This window comes from Streptococcus parasuis, assembly GCF_021654455.1.
In the GTDB taxonomy this organism is placed as follows: domain Bacteria; phylum Bacillota; class Bacilli; order Lactobacillales; family Streptococcaceae; genus Streptococcus; species Streptococcus parasuis.
This window is the reverse complement of the sequence record NZ_AP024276.1, coordinates 204811-220779: the sequence shown is the minus strand read 5'-3', so window position 1 is coordinate 220779 and position 15969 is coordinate 204811. Positions and strand designations below refer to the sequence as shown.

At 41.0% G+C, this 15969-nt stretch carries 14 protein-coding genes, 1 tRNA gene and 1 pseudogene; 6 read left to right on the top strand and 10 right to left on the bottom strand.

The features are described from left to right. Positions 1–9 precede the first annotated feature (9 nt). Positions 10–2463, bottom strand: a complete 2454-nt coding sequence (locus L6410_RS01125) for an ATP-dependent Clp protease ATP-binding subunit (RefSeq protein ID WP_024391635.1) — start codon at positions 2461–2463, stop codon at positions 10–12. A gap of 5 nt (positions 2464–2468) precedes the next feature. Further along, positions 2469–2927 carry a CtsR family transcriptional regulator gene (locus L6410_RS01120; RefSeq protein ID WP_024391634.1) on the bottom strand — a complete coding sequence of 153 codons (459 nt, stop codon included), beginning with the start codon at positions 2925–2927 and terminating at the stop codon, positions 2469–2471. Positions 2928–3070: 143 nt separating this feature from the next. On the opposite strand from L6410_RS01120, the gene L6410_RS01115 reads away from it, so the two are divergent. Next, positions 3071–3409 carry a DUF6568 family protein gene (locus L6410_RS01115; RefSeq protein ID WP_024391633.1) on the top strand — a complete coding sequence of 113 codons (339 nt, stop codon included), beginning with the start codon at positions 3071–3073 and terminating at the stop codon, positions 3407–3409. A 158-nt stretch (positions 3410–3567) separates the two neighbouring features. Here L6410_RS01115 and tsf read toward each other — a convergent pair whose 3' ends face one another. After that, a complete protein-coding gene (tsf, locus tag L6410_RS01110) occupies positions 3568–4608 on the bottom strand; it encodes a translation elongation factor Ts (RefSeq protein WP_024391632.1) in 1041 nt (346 codons plus the stop codon). A gap of 155 nt (positions 4609–4763) precedes the next feature. Further along, positions 4764–5540 (bottom strand): 30S ribosomal protein S2, encoded by a 777-nt coding sequence (gene rpsB / locus L6410_RS01105; protein ID WP_024391631.1) that lies wholly within the window; start codon positions 5538–5540, stop codon positions 4764–4766. A gap of 198 nt (positions 5541–5738) precedes the next feature. Here rpsB and L6410_RS01100 point away from each other — a divergent pair. Both L6410_RS01100 and L6410_RS01095 read left to right on the top strand, forming a co-directional pair. Next, a tRNA-Cys gene (locus tag L6410_RS01100) sits at positions 5739–5809 on the top strand. Positions 5810–6328: 519 nt separating this feature from the next. After that, a complete protein-coding gene (locus L6410_RS01095) occupies positions 6329–6520 on the top strand; it encodes a hypothetical protein (protein WP_024391630.1) in 192 nt (63 codons plus the stop codon). 234 nt (positions 6521–6754) lie between these two features. Here the strand turns inward: L6410_RS01095 and nusG are convergent, their stop codons facing one another. The 4 genes from nusG to pbp2a all read right to left on the bottom strand — a co-directional run bounded on the left by nusG (position 6755) and on the right by pbp2a (position 10034). Continuing rightward, complete coding sequence (nusG, locus tag L6410_RS01090; RefSeq protein WP_002940254.1) at positions 6755–7294, bottom strand: transcription termination/antitermination protein NusG; 540 nt, start codon at positions 7292–7294, stop codon at positions 6755–6757. Positions 7295–7447: 153 nt separating this feature from the next. Further along, positions 7448–7624: a preprotein translocase subunit SecE gene (gene secE, locus L6410_RS01085; protein ID WP_024391629.1), complete on the bottom strand. Its 177-nt coding sequence runs from the start codon at positions 7622–7624 to the stop codon at positions 7448–7450. A gap of 9 nt (positions 7625–7633) precedes the next feature. Next, the gene (gene rpmG / locus L6410_RS01080; protein WP_032512074.1) at positions 7634–7786 is read right to left on the bottom strand and encodes a 50S ribosomal protein L33; all 153 of its coding nucleotides are present in this window, start codon (positions 7784–7786) and stop codon (positions 7634–7636) included. Between the two features lie 49 nt (positions 7787–7835). Further along, a complete protein-coding gene (pbp2a, locus tag L6410_RS01075; protein ID WP_237395637.1) occupies positions 7836–10034 on the bottom strand; it encodes a penicillin-binding protein PBP2A in 2199 nt (732 codons plus the stop codon). A 155-nt stretch (positions 10035–10189) separates the two neighbouring features. Between pbp2a and L6410_RS01070 the strand changes: the two genes are divergently transcribed. Both L6410_RS01070 and L6410_RS01065 read left to right on the top strand, forming a co-directional pair. Beyond that, the gene (locus L6410_RS01070; protein WP_237395636.1) at positions 10190–11158 is read left to right on the top strand and encodes an NAD(P)/FAD-dependent oxidoreductase; all 969 of its coding nucleotides are present in this window, start codon (positions 10190–10192) and stop codon (positions 11156–11158) included. Between the two features lies 1 nt (position 11159). Continuing rightward, positions 11160–12026 (top strand): RluA family pseudouridine synthase, encoded by an 867-nt coding sequence (locus L6410_RS01065; RefSeq protein ID WP_237395635.1) that lies wholly within the window; start codon positions 11160–11162, stop codon positions 12024–12026. Between the two features lie 25 nt (positions 12027–12051). Here L6410_RS01065 and purR read toward each other — a convergent pair whose 3' ends face one another. Together purR and L6410_RS01055 are read right to left on the bottom strand one after the other, a co-directional pair. After that, on the bottom strand, positions 12052–12864 hold the full coding sequence (gene purR, locus L6410_RS01060; RefSeq protein ID WP_024391625.1) for a pur operon repressor: 813 nt from the start codon (positions 12862–12864) through the stop codon (positions 12052–12054). 332 nt (positions 12865–13196) lie between these two features. Next, positions 13197–14754 (bottom strand): annotated as a pseudogene (locus L6410_RS01055) (IS1182 family transposase); the annotation flags it as partial. Between the two features lie 242 nt (positions 14755–14996). Between L6410_RS01055 and L6410_RS01050 the strand changes: the two are divergent. Continuing rightward, a complete protein-coding gene (locus L6410_RS01050) occupies positions 14997–15950 on the top strand; it encodes an IS30 family transposase (RefSeq protein WP_237395634.1) in 954 nt (317 codons plus the stop codon). Positions 15951–15969 lie beyond the last annotated feature (19 nt).

Below are 15969 nucleotides of genomic sequence, written 5' to 3'. Positions count from 1 at the left end.
AGGCGCTCCTTAACCCTTTACCACATCAAACTTGAGCTCTTCGCCCTTGACCCCAACCTTCAAGGTCGAACCAGTAGTCAGGTCACCACGGAGCAACATTTCTGCCAACGGATCTTCCAATTTGGTTTGTAAGAGTCTACGAAGAGGACGAGCCCCCATTTCTGGGTCGTAACCTTGTTTAGCCAATAACTTAAGGGCTGACGGTTGCAGTTTAAGGTTAATTCCTTTCTCAGCTGTTACAGCCAACAAAGGTTTAATCATGACCTTGACAACATCCTGCATATGAGTTTCCGTCAAGCTATGGAAGACAACTTTCTCGTCAATACGGTTGATAAATTCTGGACGATAGGCTTTTTTCAATTCCTCAAAAATGCGTTTCTCCACTTCCTTGTGGTCCTTAGATAAATCAAGGGCACCAAAACCAACTGTCTTATCATCACGAAGGGCTGTTGCTCCAAGGTTTGACGTCATGATAATAATAGTATTTGAGAAATCAACCTTACGTCCCTTACTGTCTGTCAAAACACCATCATCCAAGACCTGCAAGAGAACATTGAAAATATCTGGATGAGCCTTTTCAACCTCATCAAAAAGAAGAACAGAATAAGGTTTGTTACGAACTTTCTCCGTCAATTCGCCACCTTCTTCATAGCCCACGTAGCCTGGAGGCGCTCCATTGAGACGGCTGGCCGCAAATTTCTCCATATACTCAGACATATCAAAACGGATAAGAGCAGATTCATCATCAAAGAGAACCTCTGCCAAGGCTTTAGCAAGCTCTGTCTTACCGACACCAGTTGGTCCCAAGAACATAAAGGAACCAATCGGTCTGCGACCTGTACGAATCCCTGACTGATTACGGCGAATAGCTCTGCTAACTGCAGAAATAGCTTCTTCCTGCCCAATCACACGCTTGTGCAATTCTACTTCCAGATTCAGATACTTCTTAGTATCTGATTGGCTAAGCTTGGCTACTGGGATACCTGACAAGCGGCTAAGTGTTTCTAAAACATCTTCTTCTGTTACTTCAAGGTCATAGTTTTGACTAGCCTCAGCATCTTCTTTCGTTTTAATCAAAAGCTTGCTGACAGTCTTATATTTTTTATCCATCAAGGCCTTGTCAATACTCGTCAGTCCTGTTTCCTCAGCCTGCCCTTTCACTCGATTTTGTACCGTTGCACTGGCTTCATCCAGCAAATCAATGGCAGAATCTGGCAGGTTTTTACTGGTCAAATACCGCTTAGCGTAGGTCACAGCTGTCTCAACAGTCGCATCTCCAATACGGACCCTATGGTATTTTTCAAAAGTTCCTTTAAGCCCTGTCAAAATGGCTATACTGTCCTCAACTGTCGGCTCTTCAATAGTCACTTTGGCAAAACGACGGACCAGGGCAGCATCTTTTTCAATATGCTTTTGGTATTCATCCTGTGTCGTTGCACCAACAGTGCGTAGGGTCCCTCGAGCCAAGGCCGGTTTGAGAATATTGGCAGCATCTAAGGTTGAATCAATTCCCGAACCCGACCCCATAATAGTATGCAATTCATCAATAAAGAGGATAACCTGACCATCTTCTTCAATATCATTGATGATATTATTCATCCGCTCTTCAAAGTCACCACGGAAACGAGTTCCTGCAATAACGTTCATCAAGTCAAGTTCCAAAACCCGCATCTTAGCCAAGCCGACAGGGACATCACCTGCAGCAACACGTTGAGCAAGACCCAAAGCAAGCGCAGTTTTTCCGACACCAGCATCACCAACTAGAACTGGGTTGTTCTTCGTTTTACGTGATAGAATTTGAATCATCCGTGAAATTTCAGCATCGCGACCAATAACAGGTTCAATTTTCCCCTCGCGGGCTAAGGCTGTCAGATCTCGTGTATAATCCTCCAATCCACCACTTTGAGCAGTTGGTGGCATGCCCATCATTTGACCTACACTTGCTGTTTTAGCCTTTCCACCTTTCATCACGCTACGGATAGCTTTCAAATCTTCTTTGGTGAATCCTGCACGATACTCTAAGTTTTTACGCAAATCAACAAAACGGAATTCATCTTCTATCTCTTCAAAATGAAAACCTACTTTATCTAGAATTTGACTTGCGGTCGAACGTTTGTCTAACAGCATTGCCTGAAACAAATGCTCGCTTCCTAATTCTTTTGCCTTAACGACTTCTGCAATCTTTCTAGCGAACTGAGCTGTATCGTCTAATCTCTTTGAGGAGGGTAGAATATTAAATTTATCCAATTCTTCACGGTATACTTTTTCTGTAACAACAAAAGTAGCATGTTCGAAATCTGAAATACTCATTGGGTATTCTGCCAAAACAGCACCAGCTACCGTATCGTGATTGATGACAAATGCTAGCAAAATATGCCACGTTTCTAAATGATCGCATGCATACCGTTGGGCAATCAACTGAGCATCTTCAAAAACCCGTTGTAAGCCTGTTGAAATTTTCATGAAAATTAATCCTCTTTCCTATCTAAACGACGGAGTAGTTGCAGCATCATTCGCGCTCGAATTTTATCCGCATCTTTCCCCAAGACATCGTCGGAACCCGTTGCTAAAAACAAATTTCCTTCGCGTTCTGTCATCAAGCCTTCATCAAACAACAATTGTAATATATCAGCAAATACTGTTGTTGATAATTGCTCACCCATATTTTTTATTAGATCATGTACCAATTCATGTTTGTCCGAGAAGGTAATCCGACCAATACGAATATACCCTCCTCCGCCACGCTTACTTTCTACAATGTAGCCACGGCTTGCAGTAAATCGTGTTTTGATGACATAGTTAATCTGACTCGGAACCACTTCAAATTGACTGGCTAATTCACTCCGACGCAATTCAGCAACACTGACTTGATCTAGAATGGCCTTGATATGTTCCTCGATATAATCCGATGTATTTTTCATCGCCATAGTATCGCCTCTTTCTTTGACATTCTTTGACCATTATACCGTAAAAATAGATTTTTTTAAAGTAAAAGCAACAGAGTCGACCGTAGTAGATTTTTGAAATCAATCCTAAAATTCTTTATAATAGGAAGAAAAAGGAGTAAATAATGGATTTCAAAACATATATTCAAGATTTTATTACAATTGACGTGGAGCAGGCCCAAACTTTGCTTTCAGCAAAAGAGGGAGGCATCCTCTTTATCGGACGCGCAACCTGCCCATACTGCAATCGGTTCGCGCCAAAACTACACAAGGTAGCTCAGGATAAACAAGCAACAGTACATTTTATTGATTCTAGCCAAAATAGCCCTGAACTTCAAGCCTTACGCGACCACTACCATGTGCCAACTGTCCCAGGTCTTCTTGTCGCAAAAGCAAGCGGGGTCCAAGTCCGCTGCGACTCCAGCATGACCGAAGAAGAGATTGCGGCATTTATTGAGGAATAATACCTAAAAAAAGCACCTGCCATCTAGCCGGTGCTTTTTAAGGAGATATGAAAAATATTTAGGATTGATATTAGTATAGCTCATTCAACCTGTTCATTCATCAGCCCTAAGACCGATTTTAAAAAAGAACCCCCTTTCGGAAGTTCTTCTATATATGATTATTTACCAAGTGCTGCTGCCATAGTAGCTGCAACTTCTGCTTCAAAGTCGTTTGAAGCTTTCTCGATACCTTCACCCACTTCGAAACGAGCGAATTCTACAACTGAAGCGTTCACTGAGTTCAAGTAAGCTTCAACTGTTTTGCTGTCGTCCATGATGTAAACTTGAGCAAGAAGTGTGTAAGCTTGGTCAACTTGAGTGTTGTCAAGCATGAAGCGATCCATTTTACCTGGGATGATTTTGTCCCAGATTTTTTCTGGTTTGCCTTCTGCTGCCAATTCAGCCTTGATAGCTTCTTCAGCTGCTGCAATCACTTCGTCAGTCAATTGAGCTTTTGAACCGTATTTCAACAATGGCAATGCTGGTTTGTCAACCATTGCACGGCTTTCGTTGTCTTGTTCGATTTTGTGGTTGATTTGTGCCAACTCATCTTTAACGAATTGCTCATCCAATTCAGTGTAAGAAAGAACAGTTGGTTTCATCGCAGCGATGTGCATTGAGATTTGTTTTGCAAGAGTTTCGTCACCACCATCAACAACTGAGATAACACCGATACGGCCGCCATTGTGTTGGTATGCACCAAATGCTTGAGCATCTGTTTTTTCAACCAAAGCAAAGCGACGGAATGAGATTTTCTCACCGATTGTTGCAGTTGCATTTACGTATGCTTCTTCAAGGGTTTCACCTGAAGGCATAGTCAATTTAAGAGCTGCTTCGTTGTCAGCTGGTTTACCTTCTGCAATTACTTTAGCAGTAGTGTTTACCAATTCAACGAATTGAGCGTTTTTCGCAACAAAGTCAGTTTCAGCATTCACTTCAACAACTGCTGCAACGTTACCGTCAACGTAAACACCTGTCAAACCTTCAGCTGCTACACGGTCAGCTTTCTTAGCCGCCTTAGCCATACCTTTTTCGCGAAGTAATTCAATCGCTTTTTCGATATCACCTTCAGTTTCAACCAATGCTTTTTTAGCGTCCATAACGCCAGCACCTGATTTTTCACGCAATTCCTTAACGAGAGCTGCTGTAATTTCTGCCATGTCTATTCTCCTTGTTTGTATTTATAAAATAGAGGAGCGGGCTCAGCCCTGCCCCTCTAGGATTGTTTTTGTGTTTGATAAATGATGTAGAGTGTACTCGGACTAAAAAGCTAAAATTTAGATAAATCTAATGCTTTTCTTAACGCCTTCGTTACTTATTTTCCTTCTACAACTTCAACCAATTCTTCGATTGATTCTGTAGATGCTGGCTCAGCTGCCAATTCAGCTTCAACTGCTGCTACGCTGTCTTCACCTTGGTTACCTTCGATGATAGCGTCAGCCATTTTAGCTGTAATCAATTTAACAGCCCGGATAGCGTCATCGTTAGCTGGGATGATAACATCAATATCATCTGGATCTGTGTTTGTGTCAACCATCGCTACAACTGGGATACCCAATTTCTTAGCTTCTTTAACTGCGATTTGCTCTTTATGTGGGTCAACAACGAACATTACGTCTGGAATGCGTGGCATGTCAGCGATACCGCCCAAGAATTTTTCAAGACGTGCACGTTGTTTGTTCAACAATGCTACTTCTTTCTTAGGAAGCACTTCGAAAGTTCCATCTTCTTCCATGCGGTTGATTTCTTTCAAACGAGCGATACGTTTTTGGATTGTACCCCAGTTTGTAAGAGTTCCACCCAACCAACGGTGGTTGATGTAGTATTGACCAGCGCGAATAGCTTCGTCTTTAACAGCTTCAGCAGCTTGTTTTTTAGTACCTACGAACAAGATAACTGCGTCGTTTGCTGCAGCATCACGAATGAAGTCGTATGCTTGGTCAGCCAATTTTACAGTTTGTTGCAAGTCGATAACGTGGATACCGTTACGTTCTGTGAAGATGTACTTAGCCATCTTAGGATTCCAGCGACGAGTTTGGTGACCGAAGTGTACACCAGCCTCAAGAAGTTGTTTCATTGAAATTACTGCCATGAGTATTTCTCCTTTTTGTTTTTTCTCCTCTCCCAAACTTCGACTTGCAGCCCAACCTTACGGCAACAGGGTCACAATTGGTTCGAGATGAGTATTTGTTGCTACAGCAACTCTATTATCATACCAAATTTTTTCACTTTTGACAAGGAATTTCCACTTGACGTATGGCATTTTTTTCGGTAAAATAGTTTCTGTTATGGCGGTATAGCCAAGTGGTAAGGCACGGCTCTGCAAAAGCTTGATCGTCGGTTCAAATCCGTCTACCGCCTTTATTTTAGGGATTTATCCAAATTACTACAAGTTAAAAGCCCGAATTTTCGGGCTTTTTTGACTTTTCATTTGGTTAAATTCAGTTAAAACAGAAAAAGTTTCGGGACAAACTTTGGACAAGAACTTTTTAAACAAATTTTAAAAAAGTTTGTAAAACACTTGATTACTATTATAAATAATAGTGTAATAGATACATAAGGTAAGGGGAGGTTACCTTAGGCAAGGAAACTAACAGGAAGGAGTAATAAATGTTTAAGTACTTAAAAAGCCATTCAAGATTAGAGCTAATAAGCTGGCCGTCAAACTAAACCTTATCATCCTAACCATTGAGTGGCACATCGAATTGGATAGTGAATAATCACTATCCACCCCCTCGGGAGTGTACTTAAATGTTATCAAAAAATGCTATGAAAGTAAAATACAAAGTAAATAAACACGGTTTTGACTGGAAAGCCTTCCTATTATAGTCATTGTTCATTGCATTGATACTCTGGTTGGTTTTCGGATAAGGAGTATCTATGATCCAAGTATTATCAAAGGAAGAAATGATGAACTTCTTCCAGACGCATTCACGCTATCAAATTGCACAAGCCACGGGTATATCAGAGCAGACCCTGGCAAACTATGTCAAATGTCGGACTGATATTGGTGGCATGTCTTTTGATAAAGTGATAAAGATAACTGCATACTATGAAAGTTTGAAAAAATAAATTCCATCACAAAAGAAAGAGACTGGGCAAAACTAGCCAGTGAATAAAAAACACAGATAGATTCAAGCTGAGTATGATGAAATCCAGCCGAACTTTCTGTGTTTTTTTATCTCTTTTATTTTGGACTAATTTCTTAGCCAATTTCCTTAGATTCATGCTCATTAGGAGCAATCCTATTAATCAAAAATGTGATACAAAAAAAGAGCGATTTCTCGCCCCTTAATATTTCTTTTCTTACAACTCAGCAATCTGGCTCAAGTTAACTTCGGCAATGGTATCATTACCAAACATAGAGATAACCATTTTGACCTTATTGTTATCAATTTCTGTGATTTTTCCTGTATAGTCTGTGAAGGCTCCGTCAATAATGCGAACAGTATCACCAACTTTCACATCAATATCAAATTCTTGTACAGTTTGACCCATTGATACCAAGATTTGACGGATTTCTTCTTCCAAAAGTGGTGTTGGTTTTGAACGGTTCCCGTGCGAGCCCACGAAACCAGTAACGTTTGGAGTATTACGCACCACAAACCAGGCCTCATCAGTCATGACCATTTCAACCAATACATAGCCCGGGAAGCGATTTTCTTCCACTTCCTTAACTTCGCCATTTTTCTCAACTTGTACTGTTTGAGTCGGAATTTCTACACGAAGAATATTCTCCAGCATATTATAAGTATGCGCACGTTGAAGTAAGTTTTCTTTTACTTTATTTTCATAACCAGAATAAGTTTGTAAAACAAACCAGCCTTTATCAAAACTATCGTACATTATCTTTCCTTTCTCTGGAACCTGTGCCTCGTATTCTTCAATGAAAGATTCATTCAAAAACTACGGTATGTCATTTGAAGACGCTAAAAAAAGCCCGAAGGCTTTCGCTTTTCTCTATTATATCACTTCCATTTTGAATATGGCAAGCATTTTCTAGAAAAGATTAATTAAACTCATAATTCCTTTTGACAAAATAAGGTCAAATAGGTAAATGAGAGCAACAAAGAATGCGGAATACTGAATTACCGAAGCAAAGTCTTTCCAGCTTTGTTTTCCAGTAGGCCAAGCAGTCTCTTTTAAAATGCTAAAAATATCTGAAACGAATTTCATATGCAACTCCTATCGGGTTTCCTTGTGAACAGTGTACTGACCACAATGTTTACAAAATTTATTTACTTCTAACCGTGTTGGTTTGGGATTGCTCGAAAGGTTTATCGAATAATTTCGAGAGCCACAAACTGTACAGGCTAAACTTGCTTTTTTTAGTGCCATCATAGCCCTCCATCTTTACTATTCTAACATGTTTTATTCAGTTTGACAACTACTCAAACCAACTTCTTACCGTATCCCATAACGTTTTCGCCCGTTCTGGAATATTGGCATCTAGGATTTGTTGTTTTGTCTTTTCAATCAAATCCTGTGCTTGAGTAGTAATATCTTGCACTTGATCAGAGGTAACGACCGAATCTGAAGCACTTGTATCCTCTTCTTGAATCGCTACAATACCATTTTGAACATAGGCATTCTCCACATCGAAGGCAGTCCCTGCTGTATTTGGCAAAATCGCATCAGCTATTGTACGGAAGACTGTTGGAGCCATCCAGTAGCTACTGCTATCAATGTAGTGATTCTCATCCGTCTGTTCAAAACCAACCCACTGACTGATAACCAAATCAGGTGTATAAGCAATATACCACTGGTCATTAACAAGATTTACATCAAAACTTGTTTCGGTTGTTCCCGTTTTTCCTGCAAGATAGTAATTCGTCGCATCTGCAGATACACCTGTACCATTCGTATAGGTCCCAAGCATCATAGAAGTCATTTTATCTGCAACCGAGCGGTCAATTACTTTTGTACTTGTCTCGCGATGCTGAGCCAATACCTTTCCACTTGCTGTTTCAATACGTGTAATTAGATGAGCATCCTTCATTACACCATCATTTGCAAAAGCACTATAGGCCTGAGCCATTTGCAAGGGGTTCGTTTCCACCCCTGATCCGATTGACGCACCAAGTACCTTTTCAACACTTTCCATATCAAGACCAAACTTTTGACCAAATTCAAAAGCTTTGTCAATCCCTAAGGTATTTACAATATATGCAACTGGTAGATTGTAAGATAGAGCTAAAGCTTGGTACATTGGAATGGTATCCGAAGTTGAATAGTCATAGTTGTGTAAGGTATAATCCCCATAGGTTTCCGTATGGTTATCCAATGGTGTATCAATAGCCCAACCCGCTGCTACTGCTGGCGCATAGGCAACAAGGGGCTTAATAGTTGAACCGGGACTACGCTTAGCTTGAGTCGCAAAGTTGAATGTTCGAAACACAGCATCTTCCGAACTATTCACGCGCCCAACCAAGGCTCGAACACCGCCAGTTGTAGGATCCAAAGCTACACTAGCAGCTTGAGCCGAGGTTCCATCATAGCTTGAAGTCGGAAACATAGTTTCATCATTGAAGATAACCTGCATACTCGCTTGAGAATTTTGGTCCATTTCGGTATATATTCGATAGCCGTTATTAATGATATCTGATTCTTTAAGGCCATAGCGATCAATCGCTTCAGCAATAACCGCATCAAAGTAAGATGGATAAGAATAGTTATCTTGCTTACCCGTATAGGTATCTGCTAACTGGCTCGCTAAATCGACTTGAAAACCTGCATCGGCAGTTGCCTGATCAATATAGCCAGCATTGACCATATTTTGCAAGACTGTATCTCGGCGATTGATTGCATTTTCTAAGGAATAATAGGGATTATAAATTTCTGGACCCTTAAGCATCCCTGCTAAAACAGCTGATTGTTCAATCGTCAAATCACTTGCAGAAATACCAAAATATTTTTGACTAGCATCTTCAACTCCCCAAACCCCATTACCAAAATAGGCATTGTTGAGATACATTGTAAGTATTTCTTGCTTACTGTATTTTTTATTGATTTCAAGGGCTAGGAAGAACTCTCTAGCTTTTCGACTAATGGTCTGCTCTTGTGTCAAAAATGCATTTTTAGCTAACTGCTGGGTAATCGTTGAACCACCACCTGAACGCCCCAAGGTCAAAACAGCTAAGATGGTTCGTTGATAGTTTATCCCTGAGTTTTTATAAAAACTCCTGTCTTCTGTAGCAATCACCGCATTCTCAAGATTATCAGAAATAGCATCTAATTCTACATAAGTCCCTTTTTGACCAGATAAGGTCCCTGCCTCAGCACCATCCTTATCATAAATAATCGTTGTAGCCTTTAATGCTTCCTGCAAATCCCCAACATTCGCAGTCTTTGCAAGAAAGAATAGGTAACCACCTACCGTAAGAACCATTACGCCTATCAAGATCAAAACTATTTTTGTCAGTTGATAGCGCCGCCAAAATTTACGAACTGGCTCTGGAATGCGAGACTTTTTCTTTGGTTTGTCTGAATGACCACGATTTCCCCTGCGACTACGGCTAGGTCTGTCATCATTGTCAGATTGAAAATCATCTGGAACTTCAATCGGCTGATGTTGCAAATCGTCCATAGAACACCTCTTTCTAGTGATTTTGTACCATTATACAATATTTTCTTTCAGCTAGCTGAGAAAAACACTACTGCAAACCTGTCACAGCCGAACAGCGGAAATTTTTGGCAAAATATGATAAAATAGGGAGATTCTGAATCAGAAAAGGATTTCCAATGACACAAGTATATGATATTACCATTATTGGTGGCGGACCAGTTGGTCTATTTGCCGCCTTCTATGCCCATCTCCGCCAAGCTAAAGTCAAAATCATTGACTCCTTACCACAGCTTGGGGGGCAGCCGGCAATTCTCTATCCAGAAAAAACAATTTTGGATATTCCAGCCTTCCCTAGCTTAACAGGACAAGAATTAACCGATAATCTCCTTGCCCAACTCTCAACTTTTGAAACAACCATTTGCCTCAATGAAACTCTGACCGCCATTGAACCAGGAGAAGTTATTACCCTGACAACCACCAAAGGCATCCACCAGACAAAAACTCTCCTTATCGCCATGGGAGGTGGGGCCTTCAAGCCTCGTCCACTGGAAATTGAGGGAGCAGACAGCTTTGAAAACGTTCACTATCATGTATCCAATATCCAACAATATGCTGACAAAGATGTTGTCATCTTAGGTGGAGGAGACTCCGCGGTTGATTGGTCATTAGCTTTTGAGAAAATCGCTAAAACTACTCATATTGTCCACCGTCGCGACAACTTCCGCGCCCTTGAGCACAGCGTAGAGGAACTCAAGCAGTCCAGCGTCACCATCCATACACCTTTTGTCCCTAAAGGACTTTCTGGGGAAAACGGCAGAGCTTCTGCCATTCATTTCGACAAGGTTAAGAGCGAGGACAAGCTCACCCTGCCTTTCGATCACCTCTTTGTCAACTACGGTTTTAAATCATCCGTTGGAACGCTAAAAGAATGGGGCTTGGAGCTCAATCGTCACCGCATCGTTGTCAATAGCAAGCAAGAAACTTCTGTTCCAGGTATTTATGCCATCGGTGACTGTTGCTTCTACGAGGGCAAGGTTGACCTGATTGCGACTGGTCTTGGCGAAGCCCCAACCGCCGTCAACAATGCCATGAACTACCTCAATCCAAATGAAAAAGTGCAACCTAAGCACTCAACCAGTCTGTAAGATGAAAATTGACATTCGCATTCCCCAAGCCTTTCCACAACTCACTGTTAAGGAAGTCTTGGAAGATTATTTTCTTATTCCTAGAAAAATCCGCCATTTCCTTCGCACCAAGAAACACGTCCGTGTCAACGGTGAGTTGATAAACTGGCAGAGCACCATAGCAGCAGGTGATTTGCTAGAATTGACTTTTGACCAAGAAGACTATCCTGAAAAAAGTATTCCTCTGGGACAGGCGGACATGGTGGAAGAACTTTATCAGGATGAACATATGATAATTGTCAACAAGCCTGAAGATATGAAGACCCACGGTAACGAGCCGACAGAGATTGCCCTGCTCAACCATGTATCTGCCTATGTTGGACAGACCTGCTATGTGGTCCACAGACTCGATATGGAAACCAGCGGAGCCATTCTCTTCGCCAAAAATCCCTTTATCCTTCCCATTCTCAATCGGCTTTTGGAAGACAAGGTCATCTACCGTGACTACCTAGCCCTCTGCCAAGGACAGTTAAAAAAGACCGACTGGACCATTACCGATAAGATTGGACGGGACCGCCACGATCGCAGAAAGAGAGTCGTTGACAACCAAAAAGGACAAGCAGCCTTCACTCAAGTCCACCTCTTGAAGACCATTGGCAAAAATAGTTTGGTCGCCTGTCGCCTCCAGACAGGTCGGACCCACCAGATTCGGGTTCATCTAGCCCACCACGGTCATGCTCTGATTGGCGACCCACTTTATAGTTATGTAGCTGCCCACCGCCTCATGCTCCACGCCCAAAAACTCAGCTTAACGCATCCGCTAACTCTGGAAAAAATCAGCGTGGAAGCACGGTCGGAGAGTTTTGAGAGAATAGTAAAAAAGAGCTGAAAACCAGCTCTTTTTTGCATGTATGTTATTCAAAAATATTCCCCAATTCGACGTCAACGCGGTTTTCCTTGACATTGATATCCGTCACAGCCAGCAGGGATTTGTAATTCGCTACGCTGCGGTCCCCTTTTTGGTTTTCCGCAAAGACAGCCACACCTACCAAGGTCGAGTCAAACTCAGACAAGAGGCTAATCATACCATTGATAGTTCCACCATTTTTCAAGAAGTCATCGACGATTAGGACACGACTTCCAGCCTTCAAACTACGTTTAGACAGGAACATCTTTTCGATACGGTCGCTAGATCCTGACACATAATTGACAGAAACAGTTGACCCTTCAGTAATTTTCAAATCACGGCGAACGATGACAAATGGTACATTAAGAACATTGGCAACCGCATTCGCTAATGGAACACCTTTTGTTGCAACTGTCATGACAGCATCGATTTTTTCATCTTTAAATGCATTAGCAATAATGCGACCTACATTTTTTAGGATGTGAGGTGTTGATAAGAGGTCTGAGGAATAAATATAACCGCCAGGTAAGATACGACTACTTTCAGCCATCTGACTGCGCAGTGTCTCTGCGATTTGCAATGACTCTTCTTTTGAGATGGACGGTGTGAAAACAACACCTCCGCTAGCACCCGTGATGGTTTCAATTTTCCCAATGGAGCTTTCTTCAAAAGCCTTTTTAATGATGGCAATATCTTCGGAAATGGAAGATTTAGCTGATTCATACTTTTCAGCAAAGGTATTCAAACTTGTCAATTCATAAGGGTGGTTGATGAGATAATTGGAAATCACTACCATCCGTTCGCTTCTTCTTAACTTCATATAATCATCCTCTAAATTTATTTTTTCTATTATATCACAAAAACAACAAAAAGCGAACTTTTTATATAAAAAGTCCGTCTTTTTTCGCATTTTATAGAAATTGAAAGTTCTATAATGAAGTTAGCCACTTTACCTTAATCAAATTCAGCTGCTTTACTATATATGATTTAGCGATTGATTTCATTTGATAACAGGCTTGAAGCTGTTAGGCTAAGTTGGAGGCTGGGCAAAAACTAGCCAGTAAATAAAAAACACAGATAGATTCAAGCTGATTTTGATGAAATTCAGCCGAACTGTCTGTGTTTTTCTTTTATCTCTATTATCTTGGACTATTTTCTTAGCCAATTTCGTTAGATTCATGCTCATTAGGAGAAATCCTATCTCTGTTTCAACCACTTTTTGTCCTCTGACATGAACTCTGCGCACGCCAAAAACACCCTTCATCCTACCAAATACAGGTTCGACATCCACCTTGCGTTTGGCATAAATGCGGGTTCCCACTTTACTTGTCAATTCATCTTTGACTAAGTTCTTGAAATAGTTCCACGTAGGATTATACTGAATTTGTTTGAGATTTCCTTTTTCCGTCCGTGCTAATTGGTCTAATTCCTCACTAGCTTGTACTGGATCAGCTTCGTAAATCTTAATATCTCTCTCAAATCCATACTTATCCGTTCTTCGTGAATAATTCTTGAATGAATACACAACCCCATCTGGCTTTATCCACTGATCAGAATCTTCTAGATAGGTCCAGTTTTCAGGATTGGCATCACTCTTCTTATAGCTTTTCTTCTGCTCTTTCTGATAAGTTCCGTAAGGAATCAGAGGTGTTTTCTCCAGGTCATCAACGATAAAGCTATAATTTTCTTCACTACCATAACCTGCATCCGCGACAATGTGTTGAAAGAGTTCTAAGGTTTGGATGGATTGAAGAAAAGGCTTGAGTGTACGAGTGTCAGTTGGATTCGGATACAATCCGTAAGCTAAGGCAAACTGGCTGTTTGTGCCAAGTTGTAGGTTGTAGCCTGGTTTGAGCTGACCGTTCTTCATATGATCTTCTTTCATTCGCATGAATGTTGCATCGTGATCCGTTTTAGAATAGGAATTTCGCTCTTGTAGAATCTGCTTATCTCGTTCGTACTTCTGTTTCCGAACAAGAAAATCCTCTTTCAACTTTCTCTTTAGTTTTTTAATTCTTCTTCGTTTCTGTTTGTTGGCAGAGCCACCTTTGATGACTTTAGGCTCTTGTGAGATAGCTTCTTCCACCTCGTCCAATACTTGTTCGGTTTCTTGTAGGAGTTGTTTGAGCCCCTCGCTAGTGAGGCATTCTTCCTTGGACAAGGCAGTATTCACCCCTTCTTGAACTAGTTTGTCATAAAGGGCAGAAATGTTTCCATTCAAGGCATCTTCATAGCGTTCAACGGCCTTTTTCCACGTGAAAGAATACTTGTTGGCATCAGCTTCTACCTTAGTCCCGTCAATGAAGAGAGCCTCATCTTCAATCAATCCATTCTCTCTGAGGAGGAGGGTGAAGTAGATGAAGGCAGTTTTGATGAGCTGATTGGCGTGTGTGCTAGCCCGAAAGCTATTTATGGTCCGATAACAGACATAGGTATCCTGACTCAGCCATTTCATAGGAATAACTTCTTCATTCATTTGAACGATTTTCCGACCAGAGAATACCTGACGAGCATAGGCGAACAGTGTCATTTTAAGCAACATAGCTGGATGAAAGGCTGGACGACCAGTATGGGAAGTTTCTTCCAATAGAATGGATTGAGGAATAGTATCCACAAACTGACTAATCAGACGAGCCTCATGCGTTGCAGGTAAGTCCCAAGCAATATTTAATTCCAAACTAAGCTGATTTGTGTTATACTGTTTATACATTTTCATGCCTTTCTAGTTGTTTTGTGGTTATTATAATTATAAAGCATGAAATGGAAAACGAGCAACTCCTAATTGGAATTGCTCGTTTTTTTATTGTGAGAAGCTAGTTTTTGCCCAGCCTCTTTAGCTACCAAAACAGGTTCAAGGGTTCCTGTTGTCAAAGGAAATCCATTTTAAGGTATAAGAAAACACCTCTGTGCTATACTTGTAGTTCACCACAAACACAAGAAAGAGGCACAGAGATGCAAAAATATTATACACTAAAAGGAAAACATTTGACAATTGATAACCGTCGCCTAATTGAAAAGTGGAAGATTGAGGGAAAGTCTAATCGTGAAATTGCCGACTTACTTGGAAAGGCTCCTCAGACCATCAATAACGAGATCAATCGGGGTACAACCTTACAACAAGTGCGAAAAGGGGTATATAAAATGGTCTATTCAGCCGAGTACGCACAGACTGTTTACCAAACGAATCGAAAACGTTCGGTAAAAAAGATAATCCTAACGAAAGAAATGAAAGAGAAAATTTTACACTATACTAAGCAAAAATTTTCTCCTGAAATGATGGTTAAGAAGAAGAAAATAAAAGTGGCTATTTCAACCATTTACTATTGGTTTCATAATGGCCATTTAGGATTGACGAAAGCAGATATGCTTTACCCTAGAAAAGGGAAAAGTGTCAAGAAGCAAGCTAGTCCTAACTTTAAACCAGCAGGCAAATCTATCGAAGAACGTCCTGACGTTATTAATCTTCGCTTGGAAAACGGTCATTATGAAATTGATACAGTTCTACTAACCAGAGTGAAAAATCATTGCCTTTTAGTCTTAACCGACCGTCGGAGTAGACACCAAATCATCCGTTTGATACCTAACAAAACCACTGAATCAGTCAATCGGGCACTGGAGGGAATCTTGAGGGAACATCGTATCCTGTCTATAACTGCAGATAATGGTACAGAATTTAGTCGTCTGGCTGAAGTGTTTCCTGAGGAACATATCTACTATGCGCATCCCTACTCTTCATGGGAGAGGGGAACGAATGAAAATCACAATCGATTGATTCGGAGATGGTTACCAAAAGGAACCAAGAAAACGACCCCGAAAGAAGTCGCTTTTATCGAAAATTGGATTAACAATTACCCTAAAAAATGCTTGGACTACAAGTCGCCGAGTGAATTTCTTATGAGTGGCTAATTTCAACTTGAAATTTGGG

Excerpts from the sequence above, each read along its gene's own strand:
- L6410_RS01095 (WP_024391630.1), top strand. The coding sequence starts at position 6,329 with ATGATCCAAGTATTATCAAAGGAAGAAATGATGAACTTCTTCCAGACG.
- pbp2a (WP_237395637.1), bottom strand. The coding sequence starts at position 10,034 with ATGGACGATTTGCAACATCAGCCGATTGAAGTTCCAGATGATTTTCAA.
- L6410_RS01050 (WP_237395634.1), top strand. The coding sequence starts at position 14,997 with ATGCAAAAATATTATACACTAAAAGGAAAACATTTGACAATTGATAAC.
- L6410_RS01125 (WP_024391635.1), bottom strand. The coding sequence starts at position 2,463 with ATGAAAATTTCAACAGGCTTACAACGGGTTTTTGAAGATGCTCAGTTG.
- purR (WP_024391625.1), bottom strand. The coding sequence starts at position 12,864 with ATGAAGTTAAGAAGAAGCGAACGGATGGTAGTGATTTCCAATTATCTC.
- rpmG (WP_032512074.1), bottom strand. The coding sequence starts at position 7,786 with ATGGCACTAAAAAAAGCAAGTTTAGCCTGTACAGTTTGTGGCTCTCGA.
- nusG (WP_002940254.1), bottom strand. The coding sequence starts at position 7,294 with ATGTACGATAGTTTTGATAAAGGCTGGTTTGTTTTACAAACTTATTCT.
- L6410_RS01120 (WP_024391634.1), bottom strand. The coding sequence starts at position 2,927 with ATGGCGATGAAAAATACATCGGATTATATCGAGGAACATATCAAGGCC.
- rpsB (WP_024391631.1), bottom strand. The coding sequence starts at position 5,540 with ATGGCAGTAATTTCAATGAAACAACTTCTTGAGGCTGGTGTACACTTC.
- L6410_RS01070 (WP_237395636.1), top strand. The coding sequence starts at position 10,190 with ATGACACAAGTATATGATATTACCATTATTGGTGGCGGACCAGTTGGT.
- secE (WP_024391629.1), bottom strand. The coding sequence starts at position 7,624 with ATGAAATTCGTTTCAGATATTTTTAGCATTTTAAAAGAGACTGCTTGG.
- L6410_RS01115 (WP_024391633.1), top strand. The coding sequence starts at position 3,071 with ATGGATTTCAAAACATATATTCAAGATTTTATTACAATTGACGTGGAG.
- L6410_RS01065 (WP_237395635.1), top strand. The coding sequence starts at position 11,160 with ATGAAAATTGACATTCGCATTCCCCAAGCCTTTCCACAACTCACTGTT.
- tsf (WP_024391632.1), bottom strand. The coding sequence starts at position 4,608 with ATGGCAGAAATTACAGCAGCTCTCGTTAAGGAATTGCGTGAAAAATCA.